Below are 23218 nucleotides of genomic sequence, written 5' to 3'. Positions count from 1 at the left end.
TTTAGATAAGTCTTTCTGTTGCAAATACACCGTGAGGATCGAATGATTTTCTGAGGCGCTCTTCAATCGGAGCTAACGCAGCTGTTAACGGGTTATCTTTTAGCGAGCTAAACATATCACTTGTTTTGGCAGAAGCTTTAAAAATGCTAGCGTGGCCATCTAGTGATCTAGCGAGGGCCTTGATTTCTTGGCTGGCAATTTCACCTTTCCACCAGCGCTGTCCACCATGCCACTCGACAAGGGTTTCACCCGCTAGTTTTAATGGCGCTGCTGTTGAAGGAATGGCTAGACGCCAGAGTGGCTTTTCAGAATTATTTTTGAACCAGTCATGCTTTTGGTCTCTAATGCTATCCCAAAAAATGTGAGCCGCTTCATCATCTAATAGTTGCATGCCATATTCTTTTTTAAATGATGTGATGGCTGTTTGAACTGCCGCCTTAGCACCGCTTAATCTTAAATATAGCGTGCCCACAGCTTCGCCAATCCAGCAGCTCGCATTAATGGGCCATGGTTGACTGGCTAGTTGATTAATTAAGGCAATCGCTTTACCTTGTTCGATGCTAACGTGAAGTGTCGCGCTTGCAGCGGGTTTCGGTAAGACTTTAATAGATACATCAAGAAGTAATGCCAAGGTTCCAAGGGACCCTGGTAGCAGGCGAGAGACATCATATCCGGCTACGTTCTTCATGACGGTACCACCAAAATTCATGATTTGACCTTGACCATCCATGATGTTGGCGCCAAGAACAAAGTCTCTTAATCCTCCAACGCTAGCTCTTCCTGGGCCTGCTAATCCAGAGCAGATCATGCCGCCAATGGTTGCGCCATCAAGACGAGGGGGCTCAAATGCGAATTGTTGATTTTTTTCAGATAAAGCAGATTCCACTTCTTTAAGTGAAGTGCCTGCTTTAACTGTAATGACTAATTCATCGGGTTGGTAATCAATAATCCCTTGGTAATCTTTTGTTGGAAGTGGCGTGCCTTTTAAATTATTGCCATACCAATCTTTTGACCCAGAGCCAGTAATGCGTAAAACATTTTTTGATGCGCTTGCTTCAAGAATTTGATCTTTGAAGTGATTTAAGGTGGATTGACTCATTAGAAGCGCTCCAATTCTGGGTGAGGTAGGGCGCCACCTGTAATGCGCATGCGCCCATACTCGGCGCATCGATTTAATGTTGGAATGGCTTTATCTGGATTTAATAATTTTTCCGGATCGAAAGAGGCCTTTACCGACCAAAACATATTTCTCTCGGCTTCGCCAAATTGAACGCACATAGAGTTGATCTTTTCAATGCCAACACCGTGTTCACCGGTAATGGTGCCACCTAATTCAACACAGGTTTCTAAAATATCACTGCCAAACTCTTCGGCCCTATGCCATTCATCTTGGTCGGACCCATTAAATAGAATTAATGGATGCATGTTGCCATCGCCTGCATGGAAGACATTCATGCAGCGTAATTGGTATTTTTTCTCCATATCTTGAATGCGCTTTAATAAAGTCGCGATATGTTGTCTTGGAATCGTGCCATCCATGCAGTAATAGTCAGGAGAGATTCTGCCTGCAGCAGGGAAAGCATTTTTTCGACCGCTCCAAAATTTAAGGCGCTCAGCTTCGCTTTGAGATACCTGAATCCTAATGGCGCCACATTGATTGAGTACATCGGTCATGCGCCCGATTTCTTCAGCGACTTCTTCCGGAGTGCCGTCGGATTCGCATAGCAGAATGGCTTCCGCATTAATGTCGTATCCAGCATGAACAAATTCTTCAACAGCTCTAGTAGCGGCTTTATCCATCATTTCTAAGCCTGCGGGAATGATGCCTGCGGCAATAATCGCTGCAACAGCATTGCCACCTTTTTCTACATCATCAAAACTAGCCATGATGACTTGAGCTAATTGAGGTTTGGGAACTAATTTGACGGTTACTTCCGTGATAACAGCTAGCATGCCTTCGCTACCCACTAGGATGGAGAGTAAGTCCAGTCCGGGTGCGTCAGGGGCTAGGCTCCCAAATTCAACGACTTCGCCATTCATCAAAATGGCTTTTACTTTAAGAATGTTATGTAAGGTTAGGCCATATTTAAGGCAGTGAACGCCGCCAGAGTTTTCGCTAACGTTACCGCCAATAGAGCAGGCGATTTGTGATGATGGATCTGGTGCGTAGTACAGACCATGTTTTGCTACTGCTTCTGAAATAGCTAAATTTCTAACGCCAGGTTGTACGACAGCAGTTCTAGCAATTGGATCAATATGAATAATTTTCTTTAATTTAGCTAGGGATAGTACTAATCCTTGAGCTATTGGCATTGCTCCACCAGATAGGCCGGTGCCAGATCCTCTCGGAACAATTGGAACTTGTAGTTTTTGACACACCTTAATCACCGCCACTGCTTGTTCTTGGTTCTCAGGCAAGGCAACTGCTAGAGGCATTTGTCTGTAAGCGGCTAGGCCGTCACATTCATAAGGAATCGTATCCTCTGGTTCCCAAAGCAATGACTCTTGGGGGAGTAAAGGTCTAAGAGCATCTACGAGCTCTTTTTGCTTGGCCAAAATTTCGGCAGGAGTAGGGGGTAAGGTTGTGTCCATTTGTCTCTATTTATTGTGGTTTTACTATATTCTAGCCATTTCCATATAATCGGTGTCATGGGCAAAAGATTGACACAAATAGCAACGCGTACGGGTGACACAGGAACCACTGGTTTGGGTGATGGTAGTCGCGTGGATAAAGACCATTTACGCATCTGTGCGATGGGTGATGTGGATGAGCTAAATTCAGAAATTGGGGTTCTAATTACTGAAGATATTCCTGAAAGTGTTGCTGTTGAATTAAGAGAATTATTTTCTCAGGTCCAGCATGACTTATTCGATCTTGGGGGTGAGTTATGTATCCCCAATTACACCCTCCTAAAAGAAGAGCAAGTGGCTCAATTGGATGGATGGTTGGCTAAATACAACGCCACGCTGCCTAAGTTGGAAGAATTTATTTTGCCGGGTGGCTCAAGAGCAGCTGCGCAAGCGCATGTTTGTCGAACTGTTTGCCGCCGGGCTGAAAGATCTATTGTGAAGTTGGGTAAACATGAAGCTATTCATGATAGCCCTAGGCAATATGTCAATCGTTTGTCGGATTTGTTATTTGTTATAGCTAGAGTATTAAATCAGTCTGGTGGTGGCGCAGACGTTTTATGGAAACATAAAAAAGAGCCTAAATAGAAAACAAAGTTAATCCAAGGCAATAAAAAAGACCCTTAAGGGTCTTTTTTATTGTTCTCAAGCTTAGAGGCTTATTAGGTTTAGTTCTTATTTCTGTGTGCGACGTTTTTTAACGCCTTGCGCGAGAATTTCTAAAACATCTAATGAGTCATCCCAGTTGATGCAGGCATCTGTGATGCTTGTGCCGTATTTAAGATTGGCAGGATCATCTTTTCCTGGGGTGAACTTTTGGGCACCTTCATTCAAGTGACTTTCAATCATTACGCCAAATACCTGTTTTGAACCAGAGGCTAATTGGTTGGCAATATCCTTAGCTACTTCAATTTGACGTTCATGTTGTTTGCTTGAGTTGGCATGTGAGCAATCAACCATCAAGGTGCCGGGTAGTTTTGACGCTTCTAGTTCGGCACATGCTTTTGCCACACTCTCTGCATCGTAGTTGGGTGTTTTGCCGCCGCGCAAAATAACGTGACAGTCTGAATTGCCTTTTGTTTCAACAATCGCCACCTGACCATTTTTATGAACAGATAGGAAGTGGTGAGGTCTGTTGGCTGATTGAATCGCATCCGTAGCAATTTTGATATTGCCGTCTGTGCCATTCTTAAAACCAATTGGCGCTGAAATACCAGAAGCTAGTTCACGGTGAACTTGACTTTCGGTTGTGCGGGCGCCAATAGCTCCCCATGAAATGAGGTCGCCAATGTATTGTGGGGAAATAACATCCAAAAACTCACTGCCGGCAGGCATGCCGATGCGATTGATTTCAATGAGTAACTGTCTGGCAATCCTTAAGCCTTGATCAATTTTGTAGCTTTCATCTAGGTAAGGGTCGTTAATTAAACCTTTCCAACCAACAGTTGTTCTTGGTTTTTCAAAGTAGATGCGCATCACAATCTCTAGTTCGCCAGCGTATTTTTGACGTTGTTCTAGTAGGCGATTAGCGTACTCAATAGCGGCGCTTGGATCATGAATGGAGCATGGTCCAATAATCACTAATAGGCGGTCATCGTCGCCATGCATGATGTTACGTATTTTTTTACGTGTGCTATTAATTAGTTTTTCAGTCGCGGTTCCCTGAATTGGAAAGAAGCGAATGAGATGCTCTGGGGGTGGTAACACGGTAATTTCCTGAATGCGTTCATCGTCGGTCTCTGAGGTTTTATCGACGCTTGCATACCAGTTATCTATGTTGCCTAGAGTTTTCTTGCTCATGTTGTTCACTCCAATTCCGCTATTTTTATGAAATTTAAAGGTATAAAAAAACCGCCGAGGTATTCGGCGGTTTGATTGAGTGCTAGAAATTTATGCTTGAATTTCTGCCTCTCGACCGCCGTGGCCTGAGAACCAAAAATAAAAGAAATAAAAATTAATTGCACGCATAGAGCTAATGTAGCACAGTTTTTTTACTTGTCCAATTATCCCGTGCCGCCAACTGTCATGTTGTCAATTCTAAGGGTGGGCTGACCAACACCGACTGGGACGCTTTGACCATCTTTTCCGCAAACGCCAATGCCGCTATCAAGCCCCATATCATTGCCAATCATGCTGATGTCTTTTAGCGATTCTGGGCCGCTACCGATAATGGTGGCGCCTTTGACTGGATATTGAATTTTGCCGTTTTCGACCCAATAGGCCTCAGATGCGGAGAAAACAAACTTGCCGCTAGTGATGTCGACTTGCCCTCCGCCAAAGTTCACTGCATACAACCCTTTTTTGATGCTGCTAATAATTTCCTGAGGATCTTCTTTGCCGCCCAACATGTAAGTGTTCGTCATGCGTGGCATAGGGAGAGAGGCGTAGCTTTCGCGCCTAGCATTGCCAGTCACGGGCATATTCATGAGGCGGGCATTGAGGCTATCTTGTAAATAACCTTTTAGGATGCCGTCTTCAATCAGCGTGGTGCATTGGGTGGGGTTACCTTCATCATCAACCGATAAAGATCCTCTTCTACCTGAGATGGTGCCGTCATCTACAACTGTGACGCCTTTAGCCGCAACTTTTTGCCCGATTCTTCCTGAAAAAGCAGATGAACCTTTTCTATTAAAGTCGCCTTCCAACCCATGGCCAATAGCTTCGTGCAGTAATACGCCAGGCCAACCTGGCCCTAAAACAACTGTCATTGGGCCGGCTGGAGCTGGTCGAGATTCTAGGTTGATTAGGGCTGAATGCACGGCTTCATCAATCCAGCGGTCAATTTTTCCGGCATCGAAAAAGTGATAATCAAAACGACCACCGCCGCCAGAGGAGCCTACTTCACGCCGACCATTTTGTTCGGCAATAACGGTAATCGACACTCTGACTAGTGGTCTGATATCTGCAGCCAAAACGCCATTAGCTCTTGCTACTAAAACAATATCGAATTCACCAGCTAAACCCGCCATCACTTGAACAATTCTTGGGTCCTTCGCTTTGGCTTTGCGTTCAATGTCTTCAAGTAAGGCAATTTTGGCTTTGGCGTCTAGGCTAGCAAGTGGGTCATAAGGTTGATATAGAGCATGGGTTGGTGGCGTTGCCCATTTAGGGGATACATGCACTTTTTGATTTTTAGGTCCAATGACCCGCGTTGCTTCCGCTGCTTGCTTAAGAGCAAGGGCGCTAATTTCATCAGAATAAGCAAAAGCAGTTTTATCTTGGCTAATAGCTCTTACCCCAACACCTTGATCAATTCCAAAGCTTCCTGATTTGACAATACCTTCTTCTAAGCTCCAAGACTCATTTAAGGTTCTTTGAAAATATAAATCCGCATCATCTAAGTGATGCAAATGCATGTGGGATAAAGTCTTTTGAAGGTCTTCCTCAGTAATGCCCGCGGGTGCCAAGAGTATATCTTTGGCAATTTTTAGTGCCTCCGCTCGACTAAGTGAAAGTGAATTTTCTAGGGCTAAGTGTGAGTTCATAAAACTAATTAAAGAGTGCGATGCTGTAGGGCGGGTAGTTTTGTACGTATTTCATGAATCAGCTCTTTCTTAAGATGGCCGATGACGAAGCCTTCACCATCCTTTAATTCTGATTCGATTTCTCCCCAGGGGTTAACTAACATGCTTTGCCCCCAAGTTCTTCTACCGTTATTGTGTTTTCCACCTTGAGCGCTGGCTAAGACATAACACTGATTTTCAATAGCGCGGGCCCGTAATAATATTTCCCAATGAGCTTTACCGGTCGTGTAGGTGAATGCTGCTGGTATGACATGGCAATCTACAACTCCGATCGCTCTATATAGCTCTGGGAACCTCATGTCATAGCAAATAGATAGTCCAATGTTCCATTCGGTATTTTGGTGAGTGATCGTAAAACTTGTAGGTGTTGTACCGGGCTCAATCGTATTGGATTCTTGATAGTTCTCGTCACCTTGCTTAAATCCAAATAAATGAATCTTGTCGTAACGACTAATGACTTCGCCAGATGGACTAAACACCAAAGTTGAGTTCCTCACTTTGTTTTTATCAGTTGATGCCAGTGGGATGGTTCCTGCAACTAAATAGACCTGGTATTTGATGGCTAAATTTTTGAGGGCGTCCTGTATAGGCCCATCTCCAAACTGTTCGCATATTTTGACTTTATCTTGATCTGAATGACCCATTAAGCAGAAATATTCGGGTAAGGCGATCAGGTTAGCCCCAGCAGATTTAGCAGCAGATATTTGCTGTGTGGCAGAGCTAAGGTTATCTTCCCAAGATGGTGAAGACACCATTTGTATGCTGGCAACGGATAGCTGTGCGGATGAGGTCATGCCCTCATTCTATTGCTTATTGGGATTTTGCTGTTGGCGCAGCAAAGATTTATCTCTAATTTCTTTTAATTGGCTCTCGTTGATAGGTTTGCCCTTGCTATCTAAAGCAATCACTTGCGGCGTGGCCCAAGTTCCTTGAACAAGGTAGTCCATCTGGAACAACTTGCTTACTTCATCGGCAATAAGGTATTGCCCAACCAGTGTGCTTAAGCCAATAATTGGATTGATGAAGGTATAGGCAACTGAGGCGGAGCCAGCATTTAGATTGGGCACAACAGTTACGCGCATATCTTGGGTTTCATTGATCAGATTTGCCTGCCCCGTTAAGCGCACATTTCCTTGGGGGCCTTTCATGGTTAGATCTTGAATAAGCGCTATGCCATTATTGATGGTGCCTTTAGCAGTAATCCGGTCAAAAGGGGTGCCTTGGGTTACGATGGGTTTTAATACGCCCCCAATATCTAACGTGGCAATTCTGCTTAACCCTTGAAAGCTAAGAACCCCTAATAGTCTTGCGATGCCTGGTTCAACTTGTAGAACGGTGCCTTTGGCTAAATCCAAGGACATGTCACCTTTTAAAGACTTGATGTCAAATTTATACGGCTCACCTTGCCAATGAATAGTGCCTACGAGTTTTCCGGCGCCATCTTCAATGGTTTTAGGAAAGCCAAGGTTATTTAGAAGTGAGCCTGCGTTATCAATATCTAGGTCAAAAGTTAGCTCTGTTCTTCCTGAAGAAGGTTGATTCCCTTGACGAGCCAATATCCATTTGCCATATGCGGTTAATTTTGCATCAGGAGTTTTTAAGTTGAGCTTTTCGATCTTCCAATCATTCTTATCATTACTAGCTAGCAACTCCATCTTCCCGTAAGGTTTGCCATTAATGATTAATAGTTCTGATTGAATATCTAAAGCGGGAATTTTTTGAATCCGTTGGTTAATGCTCTTCGTAATGGTTTCATCGGACGCTTCGCTCTCGATAATAAGTTTCTGCAGTTTTGCCGTTAACTTGCCTTGGGGTAGGCCTGCTTGAGGTGATTTCCATTGCACTAAACCAACTGCTAGCGATGAGTTAATGCTGGCATGCCATAGATCTTGATCATGGGTTGCTGATAGCGTGATGTTCTTTAATTCTTTATTGGCAACTTTCACCGAGCCAATGGATGCTGAAAGAGTATTTAGTTGAATGCCACCTGATTTTGGGGAATTGCTAGTGGGGGAGTCTGGCAAATGTTTATCGCCCCAATTCTGCCAAGCTTCAAGGTCTAGCTTGTCTAAAACAATGGTTGATGAGAAGCCTTGCATTGGGAGGGTGGCTGGTGAGTTAATGCCTAAGCTAATCCGGGTTGGATAACTATTTTTAAATGCAAATTTAGCTTCAAGTAATTTTTCAATTCTTAGTGTAGCGAGATGCTCAGTTTTTCCATTGACAGAGATATTCTCAGCTAAGAGTTGACCACTCATAGCTGTGCCTAATTTCTTATTGAGTGGCGCTGGTAATTGTGAGCTCAATTCATTTAATTGCAGCCCTAGGTTTAATTTGTAACCATTGTTTGTAATAGATAGTTTGCCGTCATACTTAAATTGCCCCTCAAATTGTTTTAAAAGGCTTGTATTAAGACTATCTTTATTGCCGTCGTTCAGTAATTCGCTAAGAGCGTCAATTTTTGCACTTCCAGTGACGCGCATTTCATTTTGAGAATGCCATGGCAACTGAGCAGGGGCATTGATGGATATGGTGCCACCTAGAGCCTGAGCTTTTAAGTTTTTAGCGATGATTTTTTCTTCTGAGAAAAGAATCTGCCCTGTTATATCTTTCACATCAATTTGATTGTTGATGTTGATGGTGTTTTTATTTAATTCGATCTCGCCTTGAATTTTTGAATTGCTTACATCTTCAAAAGGAATTTCTAACTTAAGGTTAAGTTGCGCGTTACCCTCGGCCTTGATTTTGTCCCAGCTATCAGTAACTTTTTTCCCGGAGGGACTGCTTGCGTAGTAGTACAGCAAATCTTTAGCAAGACCTTCCGCTTGCCCGTCGATGATGAGTGTCGCATTTTTGCTGACGATATTATCGACATGCCCCTTTATTTTTTTGAGTTGAACACTTTCATAGCTTGCTTCTTTGATGTCGAGCTCAAGGCGGGGTCCTTTAAATATAACGACACCTTTAACGCGAGAAAATGCTGACCATGTGCCGCCTGTCTTAGATATTTCTTTCGCGGGCAAATAATTGGCGTTTTCAATAGGGAGTTCCAAGTTAAAAATTCCTGGATGTTTCGTATTGAATGGAATTTTCTCGGGATCGCCTTCAATATGAATAGAGCCATCATTAATTTGGCCATCTAGTAATGATTGCCTAATATATTTTCTTGCGTCTGGTGACATGGCGATGGGGAAGTAGCGCGTAATGCCAGCCACTTTGGCCCTTTTGATATTGCCTTTGACTTTTATTTTTTCAGAGCTTGCTCCGTGTTGAGGGCTGTAAGCAGCATCAAAGTCTACGGATGCATCAGAGTTATCAAGATGTATATTGCTTAACTCATAAGACCAAGCGCCATTAGTTTTTTGCCACTTAATTGAGCCTTTGGCTTGATTTAATTCTAGAAGATCATTCTCTAGCATTTTGGGCAGCGTGATGACTGAGGCATTGCTATCTAATTTAACTTCTCCACCTAGTTCAGACGCAGTTAACTCGCCCTTTAAGTTAGCAACAGCTAATTCATTAGCTTTATAAGGTGTTAGGAATAAACGGTTGAATTTAAGGGATAGCTTGTAGTGTGACTGATGGAATCCAGGAATTTCTAAATTGAAAGGTAATTTAAAAGTATCAGCGTTCCAGTTGGCATCTAGATCTTGCAACTCACCTGCAGCTTGGTATTGTTTGATGAAGTCATTTAAATCTTTGGGTAATGGAAATTGTTTTGCTAATTGTTCAAATAATTCAATATCGATGTGTGCGGCTTTAATGCCAACACTTTTTACGGATTCAATATTCGGAGCAATTTTCCAATAAAGACTTAAATCATTTAATTCTTGTAGGGATGATTGATTATTGACGCGCCATTTCAGGAGCGGCGCGCTTAATGTCATAGTGCTGCCTTGTGTATTTTGCTCTAGGCGACTTTCAATAAATTCAATTTTGAGTGGTTTATTAAAGCGCTCCCAATCAAAATGAAGATTATGGCCTTGTAAGATAGTTTGGCCACCATCAAGGATGCCATTATTTAAATAGGCATCACCTGTCACGGTGATTTGGCCATCAATAATTTTGATTGAAGTATCAAAGATTTGATTTACTTTTTTTAGATCAATCCCTTGGATGTCCCATGCTAATTTACCGCTCCAATTTTCCCAATTCCCGGTATCACTTAAAAATCCATGCCTAAATTTTGCTTGAATATTGGCGGTTTTTTCATGCCAAGGGCTATCGATAGCTAATTGAATTTCATGACTAAACCAAGAGTTATTGAGTTGCAGGCTATTAACGGTGATGGTGTGGGAAGTTGTTTGCTTGAATTGATCAAGCCATATAATTTTGGCGTTAGTGATATTGACGTTATCTTGGTCAAAAAGCCAATTGCCGAACGTAAAGCCTGCTGAATCTTTTGATAATTTAATGCCAGCAATATCCCAATTTCCGTCTTGCCCTCTTTTTATTTCAATACGAGCGTTATCAAATTTTAGGTTGTGAAAGAAAGGTTTTAAATGCCAAATACTTTCCCATGACAATCTTCCAGTAACTTCGGGAATATTTAATAGCTCTTGTTGTGGATGTTGTTTATCAACAATGGAGATTTGTTTGATGCTAAATGCTGGCCATAGCACAGACCAATTCGTCTTAATTTCGCCAATTTTTACCTGAGCACCAATGTTTTTACTTAAGGCCTGCTCAAAGTAGGTCTTATTTTCTTCAACTTTAGGCCAAATGATGAATCTAACCGTTAGATGGGTTATTAGAAAAATGCTGAAAAATAGGACGGTCAGCCACTTTAGCTTCTTTTTCCAAGAGGGCCATTGTTCTGCTTTTTCTTTAAGCTGAAGCAGGGTGTTAATGGCGGTGGAAATTTGTGACCAAGACATTTTGTAATTATGCGATAGCCAAGCAGGTATTGATAGCTATAACATAGATATTATGACAATTAATGATAGTGGTTTTTTGGCGCTTCGTGAGCATTCTTCATATGCTAATCGCTGGTTAAACGCTCAGCCGAGCTGGCTTGCTGACCTGGCCGGCAGGGTGGTAGCCCCCATTGACGAGCGGGTTATCGACGATATTTTGTCTGAGGCTCAAGCATTGCTATCTCAGCAGCCTATTAATCTAGAAGCTTTTTCTTCCCAATTACGTTTGGCCCGTCAGCGTTTTATGTTGTTGACCGCTTATAGAGATTTAAATGAGCTAGCTGATCTTAAGGAGGTCACCGAGGGGATTAGTTTATTTGCAGAAAAGGCCATTGCGATATCTATTGAGGCTTTACGCATTGATATGAAGCCACTGGTGGGTGAGCCTTTATCCGCAGATGGAACTTATGTGCCGCTGATGGTTGTTGGAATGGGGAAGTTGGGAGGCCGTGAGTTAAACGTCTCTTCCGACATTGATTTGGTGTTTGTTTATGAAGATGAGGGCGATACCCAAGGCGGCACTAAAAGCATTTCCCATCATGAGTGGTATACCCGCTTAGGTAAAAAACTAATATCTTTGCTATCTGAGTTAACTGCTGAGGGTTTTGTTTTTCGTGTAGATATGCGTTTAAGGCCCAATGGTGATTCTGGGCCGTTGGTTTGCAGCTTGGGTATGTTGGAGGAATATTTCAGTGTGCAAGGCCGTGAGTGGGAGCGTTACGCTTGGATTAAGGGGCGAATGATTTACCCGCCAGAGCAAGATGCAGCCTACCCACGCTTATTTAAAGGTCTGCAAGATTTAGTGCGCCCGTTTGTTTATCGTCGTTATTTGGATTTTGGTGTCATTGCTGCTATTCGTGAGCTTCATGGGCAGATTCAGCAAGAGGCTGAAAAAAGAAGTTTGGCACATCCTGAGAGAGCGGCTGATATTAAATTGGGGCGAGGCGGTATTAGAGAAATTGAGTTTATGGCTCAGATGTTTCAGTTAGTGCGTGGGGGTCAAGATCCGGGATTGAGAATCAGACCTACTTTAGAAGTTCTTCATGCAGTTTATGAGCGCCAATTATTGTCTGAGGTGGATTTAAAGCAATTAACTCAAGCTTATGACTACTTCAGGAAATTAGAGCACCGTCTTCAGTATTGGGAGGATGCTCAAACTCATCATTTGCCTGGTGATGATGCGTCTCAAGCACGCCTAGCTAAAGCCATGGGTCATGAAAATCTGGAGAATTTCAGGACAACTTTAGCTTTTCATCGAGGTAATGTTGCTCAGTTATTTGCCAATGCATTTGTTTTGAAAAAAATGAATGATGAGAATGAGCAGGTCGGCGAATCTATTACCACCTGGGCGCCGTCTAATGAACATCCGGAAGTTAAGGAGCGTTGGGAAGCGTGGTTAGGTAGCGCGCGCTATCGGTCTTTGACAGATGTATCTAGAAGAAGATTTATTACATTGGTGGCTAATTCTGCTGAATATATTCAGCAGAAAAATTGGGGGGCTTTGAGATCTGACGAAGTCTTAGTCAGAATGATGAATTTGCTTGAGTCCGTGTCAAGGCGCTCATCTTATTTGGCATTATTAAGTGAATATCCTCATGTATTAGGCCGTTTAATTCAGTTCATTGCTGCATCTAAGTGGGGGACTGAATATCTCATTAAGCATCCGCACTTATTGGATGATTTGCTGACTGGGCAGGGGCAATATTCTCCAGAGGACCATCCTGAGGTTTATTGGGAAAGACTCAGAGCAGAAACAAATATTCTTTTAGATGATGCTATTGAGCAAGGGGATCATTCCGATCAAGCCATGGATGTTCTAAGGCAGGTTCATCACACGGAAACTTTTTTAACCTTATTGGCCGAACTTGGTATTGGGAGAGAAAATCCTTTACCTATCGAAAAGGTGAGTGATCGACTTTCTGCTTTAGCAGATTTGATTTTAGGATTGGCATTAGAGAGGGTTTGGCCGTCCGTGGCAAAGAAATATCAACTGGATATTTCAGCGCCTCCTAAATTCGCAGTCATTGCTTATGGAAAGTTAGGCGGTAAAGAATTGGGTTACGCATCTGATTTAGATGTTGTGTTTTTATACGATGCGCCCAAGGAAGATCAGGGGGCCTCCGAACGTTATGCGATGTTTGCTAGGCGCTTGATTGCTTGGTTAACCACAGCTACTTCAGCGGGCGTTTTATTTGAGATTGACACACGTTTAAGGCCTAACGGAACCGCTGGCTTATTGGTCACCAATATTGATTCATTCAGAAGCTATCAGCTAAGAGAAGAAAATAATTCGGCATGGGTTTGGGAGCATCAGGCTTTAACGAGGGCACGTTTTTGTGCGGGCGATAAAGTCATTGGCCAACAATTCGAAGAGATAAGAAATGCTGTTTTAAGTCAGGTGCGGGATAAGGTCGCCTTAAAACAAGAGATCCTGTCTATGCGCCAAAAGGTAATGGATGGACATCCCAATGATTCTGGTCAATTTGATATCAAGCATGACAGTGGTGGGATGGTAGATATTGAATTTATTGTTCAGTATTTAGTTTTGCAATTTAGCCATAATCATCAAAAATTATTGGGTAATTGGGGCAATATTGCTTTGTTATTGAATGCGGGTGAAGCTGGTTTGATTCCAAATCAAATGGCGCAAGCAGTAGCTGATGCGTATCGTTTGTATCGTGAATACCAACATCGTATTCGTCTAGATGGCGCTGACAAGACGCGTATTAAATTGGAAGAGATGGATGATCGACTAAAGTCGGCAAGACTTGCCGTCCAGGATTTATGGCGTTTAGTTTTGCTTAGCGAATGATTTAATTGCCGAGAAGTTCGCGGGCATGGCGTTTGGTGGTGTCTGTTATTTCAGCACCACCTAACATTCTGGCAATTTCCTCCACGCGATCATTTCTATTAAGGCTGGTGATGCTAGAAGTGGTTATGCCATGAATGCTATTTTTTTCAACTTTCCAGTGTTGATGTCCTTGAGCGGCTACTTGAGCTAAGTGTGTGACGCAAAGTACTTGATGAATTTGACCAAGTTCTTTTAAGCGTTTACCAACAGTCTCAGCAACTGCTCCACCAATCCCTGAATCAACTTCATCAAAAATTAAAGTGGGTACTTGACTGTGCTCAGAGGTTATGACGCTGATAGCCAAACTGATACGCGCTAACTCACCACCAGATGCAACTTTTGATAAAGGCTTGGGTGAAACGCCCGGATGACCGGCTACTAAAAACTCAATCTGCTCTAAGCCATGAGAGGTTTCATTAGGAAGTTTTACGAGCTCTATCGCAAATTTCCCTCCAGCCATTGATAAATCTTGCATGGCTGCGGTAACGGCGATTTCTAGTGCTTTGGCTGCTTTGGCGCGTTGAGCGCTAAGAACTTTGGCATCTTTTAAGTAGGCGGTATGGGCTGCCTTTACAGTGCTTTCTAATGCTTCCAAATCTTGTGCATCTTTGATGGCTGTAACTTTTTCTTGAATGTCTTGCCAAGTAAGATGGAGTTCTTCGGGCGTAACCTTAAATTTTTTTGCTGCAGCATGTAAAGCTTTTAGACGTTCTTCAACTTCAGCTAACCGTTCTGGGTCCACATCAATTTTTTGTAAGTAACGGTTGAGGCTATGCCCAGCCTCACTAAGTTGAATTTGAGCAGATTCAATAGCAATTTTGGCGTCTTCTAAATTACTATCAAGTCTGGCTAAGTCTTCAATTTCGCCAAAAGCTTTAGCTAATAATTCTTCAGCATTGCCTTCTTGGGTTTCAATTAATTGCAGGGCTGTTTGTGAGCCCTCTATCAATTTGGCTGCGTTGGCTAGGCGAGCGTGCTCTATTTCAACTTCAGCCCATTCACCTTCTTTGGGGGCTAGGGCATCTAGTTCTTCAAGTTGCCACGTTAATCGCTCTTGTTCTCGTTGCAGGTTTTCGCCAGCTTTTTGAGCGTTTTCTAATTGTTTTCTGGCAGCGTCCCATTGATGAAATAGCTGAGTTACCTGTTGGCCTAATTCTGATAAGTTGGCTTGGTTATCTAATAGGTCGCGTTGTGCTCCACTCTTTAAAAGCAGTTGATGAGCATGTTGCCCGTGGATATCAACTAACTGATCTCCTAAATCTTTTAATTGTGCGAGGGTTGCTGTACCGCCATTGATGAAGGAGCGACTTCTGCCGCCTGAATCAATAACGCGCTTAAGAATAAGCGTTAATCCGTCATCCTCTGCAGTAAAACCTTCATTCTCAAGCCAGGTATTAATGGATTGTTGAAGTTTTCCGCTTAAAGAAAAAATCGCAGATATTTCAGCCTTTTGTTTGCCTTCGCGAATCTGGCTAGGGTCAGCGCGCTCTCCTAAAACAAGCGATAAGGCATCTAATAAGATAGATTTGCCTGCGCCTGTTTCTCCGGTTAGGACGGTGAATCCTTTTTCCAGATCAATATCTAGCTCATCGACAATGACGAAGTCGCGAATGGAGAGACTGCACAGCATATTTAGAAAGATGACGGGTATTCATTCCAGTGTAACTTTTTCCGCAGGGCTAAGTAATCGCTATGACCAAACGGATGTAAAAGAGTCACTGTTTTAGTTGATCGTTTAATTTTTATTTGATCGCCAATCTGTAAATTAGTAAGAGATTGCATATCAAAATTGACGCTAACATCTTTGCCGCCAGCCAGTTTTACGGCGATACGGGCATCATGGGGGAGGACAATGGGTCTGTTAGATAGCGCATGCGGTGCAATAGGTGCCAAAACAATGCCTTCAACAGATGGGTGGAGTATGGGGCCGCCGACGGACATAGCGTAAGCAGTTGAACCAGTTGGGGTTGCGATAATTAAGCCATCTGAACGCTGGTTGTACATGAACTGATCATTCACATGAACTGAAAGTTCGACCATGCCTGACATACCGGAACGATTGACTACAACATCATTAAGCGCTAACCCAGAGCCAATCAGTTCATTATCTCGAAATACATCCGCTTCTAGAAGATTACGAGTATCTGATTCATATTGACCATTGATCATATCCTTTAGAACGGATTCAGCATCTTGAAGTGGGATATCTGTCATGTAGCCCAAAGTTCCCATGTTGATGCCAATCAAAGGGATGTTCTCACCCGCGATTTGTCTGGCAATACCTAGCATGGTGCCGTCACCGCCAAGCACAATCACTAAATCAACGGTCGAGCTAAAGTCACGCGCTTCAACGGTTTTAATATCCGAAATACCAGTATGTCGAGCAGTTTCCGTTTCGACAAATACCTCGCATCCCCAAGACTTTAGGGCCTTTGCTAAGGTATTTAGCATCTCTGCAAAGCCATCCGCTTGATATTTACCGACTAAGGCAATTTTCTTGAAATGGCTTTTTACTGGTTTTGTCTTAAGATTTGACATGTTGTTGATTAAACCATAGCCCAATTAGCCCTACAATTAGTAAATGATGGATGAACGTTCAAAAAGCTTACTTAAAACTCTGATTGAGCACTATATTGCTGATGGGCAGCCTGTTGGCTCCCGTGCGCTTTCCAGATTTTCTGGTTTGGATTTATCTGCAGCTACGATTCGTAATGTAATGGCGGATCTTGAGGAAATGGGGTTTATTTCTAGCCCTCATACTTCAGCTGGGCGTATTCCAACCCCTAAGGGATATAGGTTGTTTGTCGATACGATGCTTTCAGTTAAGCCTATTGAGCAATTGATTGCTAACGAAGCTCAGGATGCTATTCACGCAGATGCTCCGCAACGGGTTGTAACAGCGGCAGCTCAAGTTTTATCCAATTTATCTTCTTTTGCTGGCGTGGTTTTGACGCCTAGACGATCTGAATTATTCAGGCAGGTCGAATTTTTGCGCTTGTCAGAAAAACGAATTTTATTAATTTTGGTAACGCCAGATGGTGATGTGCAAAACAGAATCATTTTGACGGATCGAGATTACAAGCCGTCCGAGTTGGTGGAAGCCGCTAATTACCTTAATGCTCAATTTGCTGGTTTAAGTTTTTACGCCGTACAAGAACGATTGCGACAGGAATTAAGGGGGCTAAAGGCAGATATCGCTACCTTGATGGAAGCCGCTGTTAAGGCGGGCACGGAAACCTCAAATTCTGATGCGGGGGTTGTGATTTCCGGTGAGCGCAGGCTGTTAAGTGTGGGTGATTTATCTTCTGATATGGATAAGTTGAAGCGCTTGTTTGGAATTTTTGAAGAAAGAACGAGCTTGCTGCAGTTGCTTGATGTGTCTTCTCGCGCAGATGGTGTGCAAATATTTATTGGTGGCGAGAGTGAGTTGGTGCCCATGGAAGATATGGCAGTCATTACCGCACCTTATAACGTTGACGGCAAAATTGTTGGAACTTTAGGTGTTATTGGGCCAACTAGAATGGCTTATGAACGAGTGATTCCGATCGTCGATGTAACAGCAAAGTTACTTTCTAGCGCTTTAAGTAGTGATATTTCAAAAAAATAATAGGGAATAGGACCTTTATGGCACCTCATCAACAGTCGGAGCGCACAGCTGTTTTATTGGTTAATTTGGGCACGCCTGATGCGCCTACGCCTAGTGCTGTGAGACGCTATCTCAAAGAATTTTTATCTGATCCGCGCGTGGTTGAAATTCCCCGCGTTATTTGGTGGTGCATTCTAAATCTCATTATTTTGCCGATTCGTTCAAAAGCCTCAGCTAAAAAATATGCCAGCATTTGGATGCAGGGCCAAGAGACTGGCTCACCACTTTTAATCCATTCAAAAAACCAAGCCCTCGCCCTTGAGAAAAGATTTTCGTCTCAAGGTAAGGAGGTTATGGTTGAGTTGGCCATGAGGTATGGCAAGCCTAGCTTGGAATCTGTATTAAAGAAACTGCGTGATGCAGGTGTTGGTAGGTTATTGGTGCTACCTTTGTATCCACAATATTCTGCAACGACGACTGCTTCAACCTTCGATGAAATATTTAGAGTTCTTGCGACTTGGCGTAATCAACCAGAGTTGAGGTTGGTGAAGCACTATCACGATCATCCTGCTTATATCCAAGCGTTAAAAGAGCAGGTAGAAGCTTCTTGGCAATTGAATGGCAGACCAGACTTTGCACAAGGCGACAAGTTGGTATTTTCTTTCCATGGTGTGCCTAAGAGGACTTTAGATAAAGGCGACCCTTACCATTGCGAGTGCCATAAGACTGGGCGATTATTGCGTGAGGCCTTGGGATTAACACCAGATCAGGCATTGGTAACGTTCCAGTCGCGTTTTGGTAAGGCTGAGTGGTTAAAGCCGTACACAGCACCTACGATAGAAGCTTTTGCTAAAAATCATGTCAAGCGTGTTGATGTTTTTTGCCCAGGTTTCCCGGCTGATTGTTTGGAAACGCTAGAGGAGATCGCGCTGGAAGTGCGGGATGAGTTTTTGGCGGCAGGTGGTAAAGACTATCGTTATATCCCTTGTTTAAATGATTCTGCCCATTGGGTTGCGGGTTTGGACGCTATTGCTGTTGACCATTTGGGTAAATGGCCAACACAGTTGGATACTTTGCAGGAATTGGATGTTAGGACGCGGCGCGCGAAAGCATTAGGCTCTAAAGAATAATTTAGGGTTTGGGGCTTGAAATACCTTCATTAGCCCCCATATCGGTATTTGTTGAATGGATAAATACCGTATGAGCGAAGAAAATAATCTAGAAAAATCTAAAGAAAACAATGAGTTGGATTCAGCGCCTGCAGCTGAAGCAGCTTCTGCTGCGCCATTGACGCCAGAGGAAACTATTGCAGCTTTAGAGGCGCAAATTCAGGAGCATCAAGATCAGTTTTTGCGTGCTAAGGCTGAGGTGGAAAATGCTCGCAGACGTTCTATGGAAGAAGTAGCGAAAGCCCATAAGTTTGCTATTGAGGGGTTTGCTGAGAATTTGTTGCCTGTCATGGATAGCCTAAATGCCGCTTTATTAGATGGTGGTGAAGATTTAGCCAAGATGAAGGAAGGTATTGAGTTAACCCTCAAGCAGTTGATAGGCGCCTTGGAAAAAGGACGTGTTCTAGAAATTAATCCTGTTGGGGAAAAATTTGATCCGCATCGTCATCAGGCTATAGCCATGGTGCCGGCAGAGCAAGAGGCTAATACAGTGGTCACAGTCTTACAAAAAGGATATTTGATTGCTGACCGTGTTTTAAGACCAGCATTGGTGACGGTTAGTCAGCCCAAGTAATTCATGGGGTACTTGAAAAACAGTATCAAGTCCCCAAATTAAATATATAAAACATTTTTAGGAGTTTAAGAGCATGGCAAAAATTATTGGTATCGACTTAGGTACAACTAACTCATGTGTATCAGTTATCGAAGGTAATACACCTAGAGTAATTGAAAATGCTGAAGGTGCGCGTACAACCCCATCCATCATTGCATATATGGAAGATGGCGAAATTTTGGTTGGCGCTCCAGCAAAACGTCAGTCCGTGACTAACCCACGTAATACTTTGTATGCGGTGAAGCGTTTGATCGGTCGTAAATTTGAAGAAAAAGAAGTTCAAAAAGATATCGACTTGATGCCTTACACAATCGCTAAAGCGGATAACGGTGACGCTTGGGTTGAGGTTCGCGGTAATAAGATGGCTCCTCCACAAATTTCAGCAGAAGTTCTTCGTAAGATGAAAAAAACTGCTGAAGATTATTTGGGTGAAGAGGTAACAGAAGCTGTTATTACGGTACCAGCTTACTTCAACGATAGCCAACGTCAAGCGACTAAAGACGCTGGCCGTATTGCTGGTTTAGAAGTTAAGCGCATCATTAATGAGCCAACAGCAGCAGCGTTAGCCTTTGGTTTGGATAAGCAAGAAAAAGGCGATCGTAAGATTGCTGTTTATGACTTGGGTGGCGGTACTTTCGACGTATCTATTATTGAAATCGCCGATGTGGATGGCGAGAAGCAATTCGAAGTATTGTCTACAAACGGCGATACATTCTTGGGTGGTGAAGACTTTGACCAACGTATTATTGATTTCATCATCGCTGAGTTTAAGAAAGAGCAAGGCGTAGATCTTTCAAAAGATGTGTTGGCATTGCAACGTCTAAAAGAAGCTGCTGAAAAAGCAAAAATCGAGCTTTCTTCAAGCCAGCAATCAGACATTAATTTGCCATACATTACAGCTGATGCTTCTGGTCCAAAACACTTGAACATCAAGATGACTCGCGCCAAGTTGGAGTCTTTGGTTGAGGACTTAATTGCTCGTACGATTGAACCATGTCGTACAGCGATTAAGGATGCGGGCGTTTCAGTTGGCGATATCCACGATGTGATTTTAGTGGGTGGTATGACTCGTATGCCTAAGGTGCAAGAGAAGGTTAAAGAGTTCTTCGGTCAAGAGCCACGTAAAGATGTGAACCCTGATGAGGCTGTAGCTGTCGGTGCGGCTATTCAAGGTGCGGTATTGTCTGGCGATCGTACAGATGTATTGTTATTGGATGTGACCCCTCTTTCTTTAGGTATTGAGACTTTGGGTGGTGTGATGACTAAGATGATCACGAAAAACACCACGATTCCAACAAAACATGCTCAAGTATTCTCAACCGCTGAAGATAATCAGCCTGCTGTAACTATTAAGGTTTACCAGGGTGAGCGTGAGATGGCTTCAGCCAATAAGGTTTTGGGTGAGTTTAATTTGGAAGGTATCGCACCGGCTGCTCGTGGCACACCTCAAATTGAAGTGTCATTTGATATCGATGCCAATGGTATTTTGCATGTGGGCGCAAAAGATAAAGCTACTGGTAAAGAAAATAAAATCACGATTAAAGCTAACTCAGGTTTGTCAGAGGAAGAAATTCAACGCATGGTGAAAGATGCGGAGATGAATGCTGATGAAGACCGTAAGTTGCGCGAATTGGTAGATGCCAAAAATACTGCTGAAGCTTTGGTTCATTCAACTAAGAAAGCAATGGAAGAGCATGGCGCAAGTCTTGAGGCTGATGAAAAAGAGAAAATTGAAGCAGCTCTAAAAGACTTGGAAGAAGCAAGCAAAGGCTCTGACAAAGATGCGATTACTTCTAAGACTGAAGAGCTTGGCAAAGTAAGTCAAAAGCTTGGTGAAAAAGTGTATGCTGCAATGGCTGCTAAAGAACAAGCTGCTGCTGGGGCGCCTGGTGATGCAGCTAAGCCAAAAGACGACAATGTCGTTGATGCCGATTTCAAGGAAGTAAACGATAAGAAGTAAGGATTAGTTTTGGCTAACAAGCGCGATTTTTATGACATTCTGGGTGTAGCTAAGAATGCGACTGATGATGAGATTAAAAAATCTTATCGTAAGTTGGCTATGAAATTTCACCCAGACCGCAACCCTGATAGTAAAGAGGCTGAGGAAAAATTCAAAGAGGCTAAAGAGGCCTATGAGATGCTTTCCGATCCTCAGAAACGCGCTGCTTATGATCAATACGGTCATGCTGGTGTGGACCCTAATATGGGTGGCTTTGGTGGTGGCGGTCAAGGTTTTGGTGGTTTTTCAGATGCCTTTGGCGATATCTTTGGTGATATTTTCGGAGGTGGCGGTGGTCGCGGAGGTGGTCCTCAAGTTTATCGTGGTGCCGATTTGCGTTACAGCATGGAAATCACGCTTGAGGAAGCTGCTTTGGGGCATGAGACGCAAATACGTGTGCCAAGTTGGTCACATTGTGACTCGTGTGGCGGTGACGGTGCTGAGCCAGGTTCAAAAGTTGAAACATGTACGACATGTCACGGAGCTGGCCAAGTTCGAGTTGCGCAGGGGTTTTTCTCTATGCAACAAACTTGCCCTCGTTGTAGCGGCTCCGGTAAATATATTCCGAAGCCATGTAAGAAGTGCCATGGCGTAGGTACTCTAAAGTCTCAGAAGACACTTGAAGTCAAAATACCAGCAGGTATTGATGACGGTATGAGAATTCGTTCAGCCGGTAACGGCGAGCCTGGTGTGAATGGTGGGCCTAGTGGCGATCTTTATGTGGAAGTTCACATTAAACCTCATGCCGTTTTCGAACGTGATGGTGAAGACTTGCATTGCCAGATGCCGATTTCATTTGTAGTCGCAGCTTTGGGTGGTGAGATAGAAGTACCAACTTTGTCTGGTAAGGCTAGCTTTGATGTGCCAGAGGGTACTCAAAGTGGTAAAACATTTAGGTTGCGTTCAAAAGGTATTAAGAGTTTAAGAACGGCGCTGCCTGGAGATTTATATATCCATGTATTGGTTGAGACGCCTGTTAAGTTAACGGACGCTCAAAAGAAATTATTAAAGCAGTTTGATGACAGTATTCAAGAAGGGGGCGCCAAGCATAACCCTCAGCAGAAGGGCTGGATCAATAAGGTTAAAGATTTCTTTAATTAAGATTTAAAGCAGTGTTCAGGGGCGGGGAAAGTTCCCGCCTTGACCTCTTTAACGTAGGCCTTAATGGCCCCTTCAATGGATCCTTGACCTTCAAGGAAATTTTTTACAAATTTAGGTGTTCTTCCTGGGAAGGCGCCTAACATATCGTGCATAACCAATACTTGACCAGAGCAATCTGGACCAGCGCCAATTCCAATCGTTGGAATCTGGATTGCTTGAGTAACTTGTTTACCTAAATCAGATGGGATAGCTTCTAATAAAAGCATTTGTGCGCCAGCATCTTGAAGTAATTTGGCTTCGGCAATCAATTTCTTTGCCGCTTCTGGAGATTTACCTTGAACCTTAAATCCACCGAGGGTATGAACTGATTGAGGCATGAGCCCTAAGTGAGCGCATACAGGAACGCTACGATCAACTAAAAATCGAATAGTCTCCGCTAGCCATTCACCACCTTCTAGCTTGACCATTTGTGCGCCGGCTCGCATTAAGTGAGCGGCGTTATCCATGGCTTGCTCAGGCGTCGAGTAACTAGCGAACGGCATATCCGCCATTAAGAAAGCTGATTGATTACCTCTTGCGACACACTCAACGTGATACACCATTTCTTCGATAGTGACAGGGGTTGTGCTGGTGTGACCTTGAATCACATTACCTAATGAGTCACCTACTAGAATCGCATCAACACCCGCATGATCCATGAGAGCTGCAAAACTGGCTTCGTAAGCTGTTAAGAAGGCAATTTTTTCACCAGACTGATACATGGTGTTCAGTTGAGAAATAGTTGTTTGTGCACGGGGTGCGCTAGTGTCTTGTAAATAGCTCATGGGCGAA

General features: G+C 43.3%; 16 protein-coding genes. 7 read left to right on the top strand and 9 right to left on the bottom strand.

All coding sequences use genetic code 11. From position 1 onward, the window contains the following. Position 1: 1 nt before the first annotated feature. Complete coding sequence (gene glcE / locus ICV01_RS07790; protein WP_215287197.1) at positions 2-1099, bottom strand: glycolate oxidase subunit GlcE; 1098 nt, start codon at positions 1097-1099, stop codon at positions 2-4. Further along, a complete protein-coding gene (locus ICV01_RS07785; protein WP_215287196.1) occupies positions 1099-2592 on the bottom strand; it encodes an FAD-linked oxidase C-terminal domain-containing protein in 1494 nt (497 codons plus the stop codon). Before ICV01_RS07785 ends, glcE begins: the two co-directional genes overlap by 1 nt. A 57-nt stretch (positions 2593-2649) precedes the next feature. Between ICV01_RS07785 and ICV01_RS07780 the strand changes: the two genes are divergently transcribed. Further along, the gene (locus ICV01_RS07780) at positions 2650-3216 is read left to right on the top strand and encodes a cob(I)yrinic acid a,c-diamide adenosyltransferase (protein ID WP_215287195.1); all 567 of its coding nucleotides are present in this window, start codon (positions 2650-2652) and stop codon (positions 3214-3216) included. 87 nt (positions 3217-3303) lie between these two features. Here the strand turns inward: ICV01_RS07780 and ICV01_RS07775 are convergent, their stop codons facing one another. The 4 genes from ICV01_RS07775 to ICV01_RS07760 form a co-directional block, all read right to left on the bottom strand. Continuing rightward, positions 3304-4428, bottom strand: a complete 1125-nt coding sequence (locus tag ICV01_RS07775) for a 3-deoxy-7-phosphoheptulonate synthase (protein ID WP_215287194.1) — start codon at positions 4426-4428, stop codon at positions 3304-3306. Between the two features lie 203 nt (positions 4429-4631). Then, entirely contained in the window at positions 4632-6113 is a 1482-nt protein-coding gene (tldD, locus tag ICV01_RS07770) for a metalloprotease TldD (RefSeq protein WP_215287193.1), read from the bottom strand. Positions 6114-6121: 8 nt separating this feature from the next. Next, on the bottom strand, positions 6122-6946 hold the full coding sequence (locus tag ICV01_RS07765; protein ID WP_215287192.1) for a carbon-nitrogen hydrolase family protein: 825 nt from the start codon (positions 6944-6946) through the stop codon (positions 6122-6124). A 9-nt stretch (positions 6947-6955) separates the two neighbouring features. Then, a complete protein-coding gene (locus tag ICV01_RS07760; RefSeq protein ID WP_215287191.1) occupies positions 6956-11029 on the bottom strand; it encodes a YhdP family protein in 4074 nt (1357 codons plus the stop codon). A 52-nt stretch (positions 11030-11081) separates the two neighbouring features. On the opposite strand from ICV01_RS07760, the gene glnE reads away from it, so the two are divergent. After that, entirely contained in the window at positions 11082-13880 is a 2799-nt protein-coding gene (glnE, locus tag ICV01_RS07755) for a bifunctional [glutamate--ammonia ligase]-adenylyl-L-tyrosine phosphorylase/[glutamate--ammonia-ligase] adenylyltransferase (protein ID WP_215287190.1), read from the top strand. A 1-nt stretch (position 13881) separates the two neighbouring features. On the opposite strand, the gene recN is transcribed toward glnE, so the two are convergent. Beyond that, the gene (recN, locus tag ICV01_RS07750; protein WP_215287189.1) at positions 13882-15549 is read right to left on the bottom strand and encodes a DNA repair protein RecN; all 1668 of its coding nucleotides are present in this window, start codon (positions 15547-15549) and stop codon (positions 13882-13884) included. 2 nt (positions 15550-15551) lie between these two features. Next, the gene (locus tag ICV01_RS07745; RefSeq protein ID WP_215287188.1) at positions 15552-16457 is read right to left on the bottom strand and encodes an NAD kinase; all 906 of its coding nucleotides are present in this window, start codon (positions 16455-16457) and stop codon (positions 15552-15554) included. Positions 16458-16503: 46 nt separating this feature from the next. Between ICV01_RS07745 and hrcA the strand changes: the two genes are divergently transcribed. The 5 genes from hrcA (at position 16504) to dnaJ (ending at position 22387) form a co-directional block, all read left to right on the top strand. After that, entirely contained in the window at positions 16504-17526 is a 1023-nt protein-coding gene (hrcA, locus tag ICV01_RS07740) for a heat-inducible transcriptional repressor HrcA (protein WP_215289180.1), read from the top strand. 17 nt (positions 17527-17543) lie between these two features. Then, on the top strand, positions 17544-18635 hold the full coding sequence (hemH, locus tag ICV01_RS07735) for a ferrochelatase (RefSeq protein WP_215287187.1): 1092 nt from the start codon (positions 17544-17546) through the stop codon (positions 18633-18635). Positions 18636-18705: 70 nt separating this feature from the next. Continuing rightward, the gene (gene grpE, locus ICV01_RS07730; RefSeq protein ID WP_215287186.1) at positions 18706-19248 is read left to right on the top strand and encodes a nucleotide exchange factor GrpE; all 543 of its coding nucleotides are present in this window, start codon (positions 18706-18708) and stop codon (positions 19246-19248) included. 73 nt (positions 19249-19321) lie between these two features. Then, on the top strand, positions 19322-21247 hold the full coding sequence (gene dnaK, locus ICV01_RS07725; RefSeq protein ID WP_215287185.1) for a molecular chaperone DnaK: 1926 nt from the start codon (positions 19322-19324) through the stop codon (positions 21245-21247). Between the two features lie 9 nt (positions 21248-21256). Beyond that, the gene (gene dnaJ / locus ICV01_RS07720) at positions 21257-22387 is read left to right on the top strand and encodes a molecular chaperone DnaJ (protein WP_215287184.1); all 1131 of its coding nucleotides are present in this window, start codon (positions 21257-21259) and stop codon (positions 22385-22387) included. Here the strand turns inward: dnaJ and panB are convergent. Continuing rightward, on the bottom strand, positions 22384-23211 hold the full coding sequence (gene panB / locus ICV01_RS07715) for a 3-methyl-2-oxobutanoate hydroxymethyltransferase (protein ID WP_215287183.1): 828 nt from the start codon (positions 23209-23211) through the stop codon (positions 22384-22386). The two genes, dnaJ and panB, sit on opposite strands and share 4 nt — an antisense overlap. Positions 23212-23218 lie beyond the last annotated feature (7 nt).

The organism is Polynucleobacter sp. MWH-Spelu-300-X4, assembly GCF_018687515.1.
In the GTDB taxonomy this organism is placed as follows: Bacteria; Pseudomonadota; Gammaproteobacteria; order Burkholderiales; family Burkholderiaceae; genus Polynucleobacter.
The sequence above is the reverse complement of the archived record's forward strand: the minus strand, read 5'-3'. Positions and strand labels throughout refer to the sequence as shown.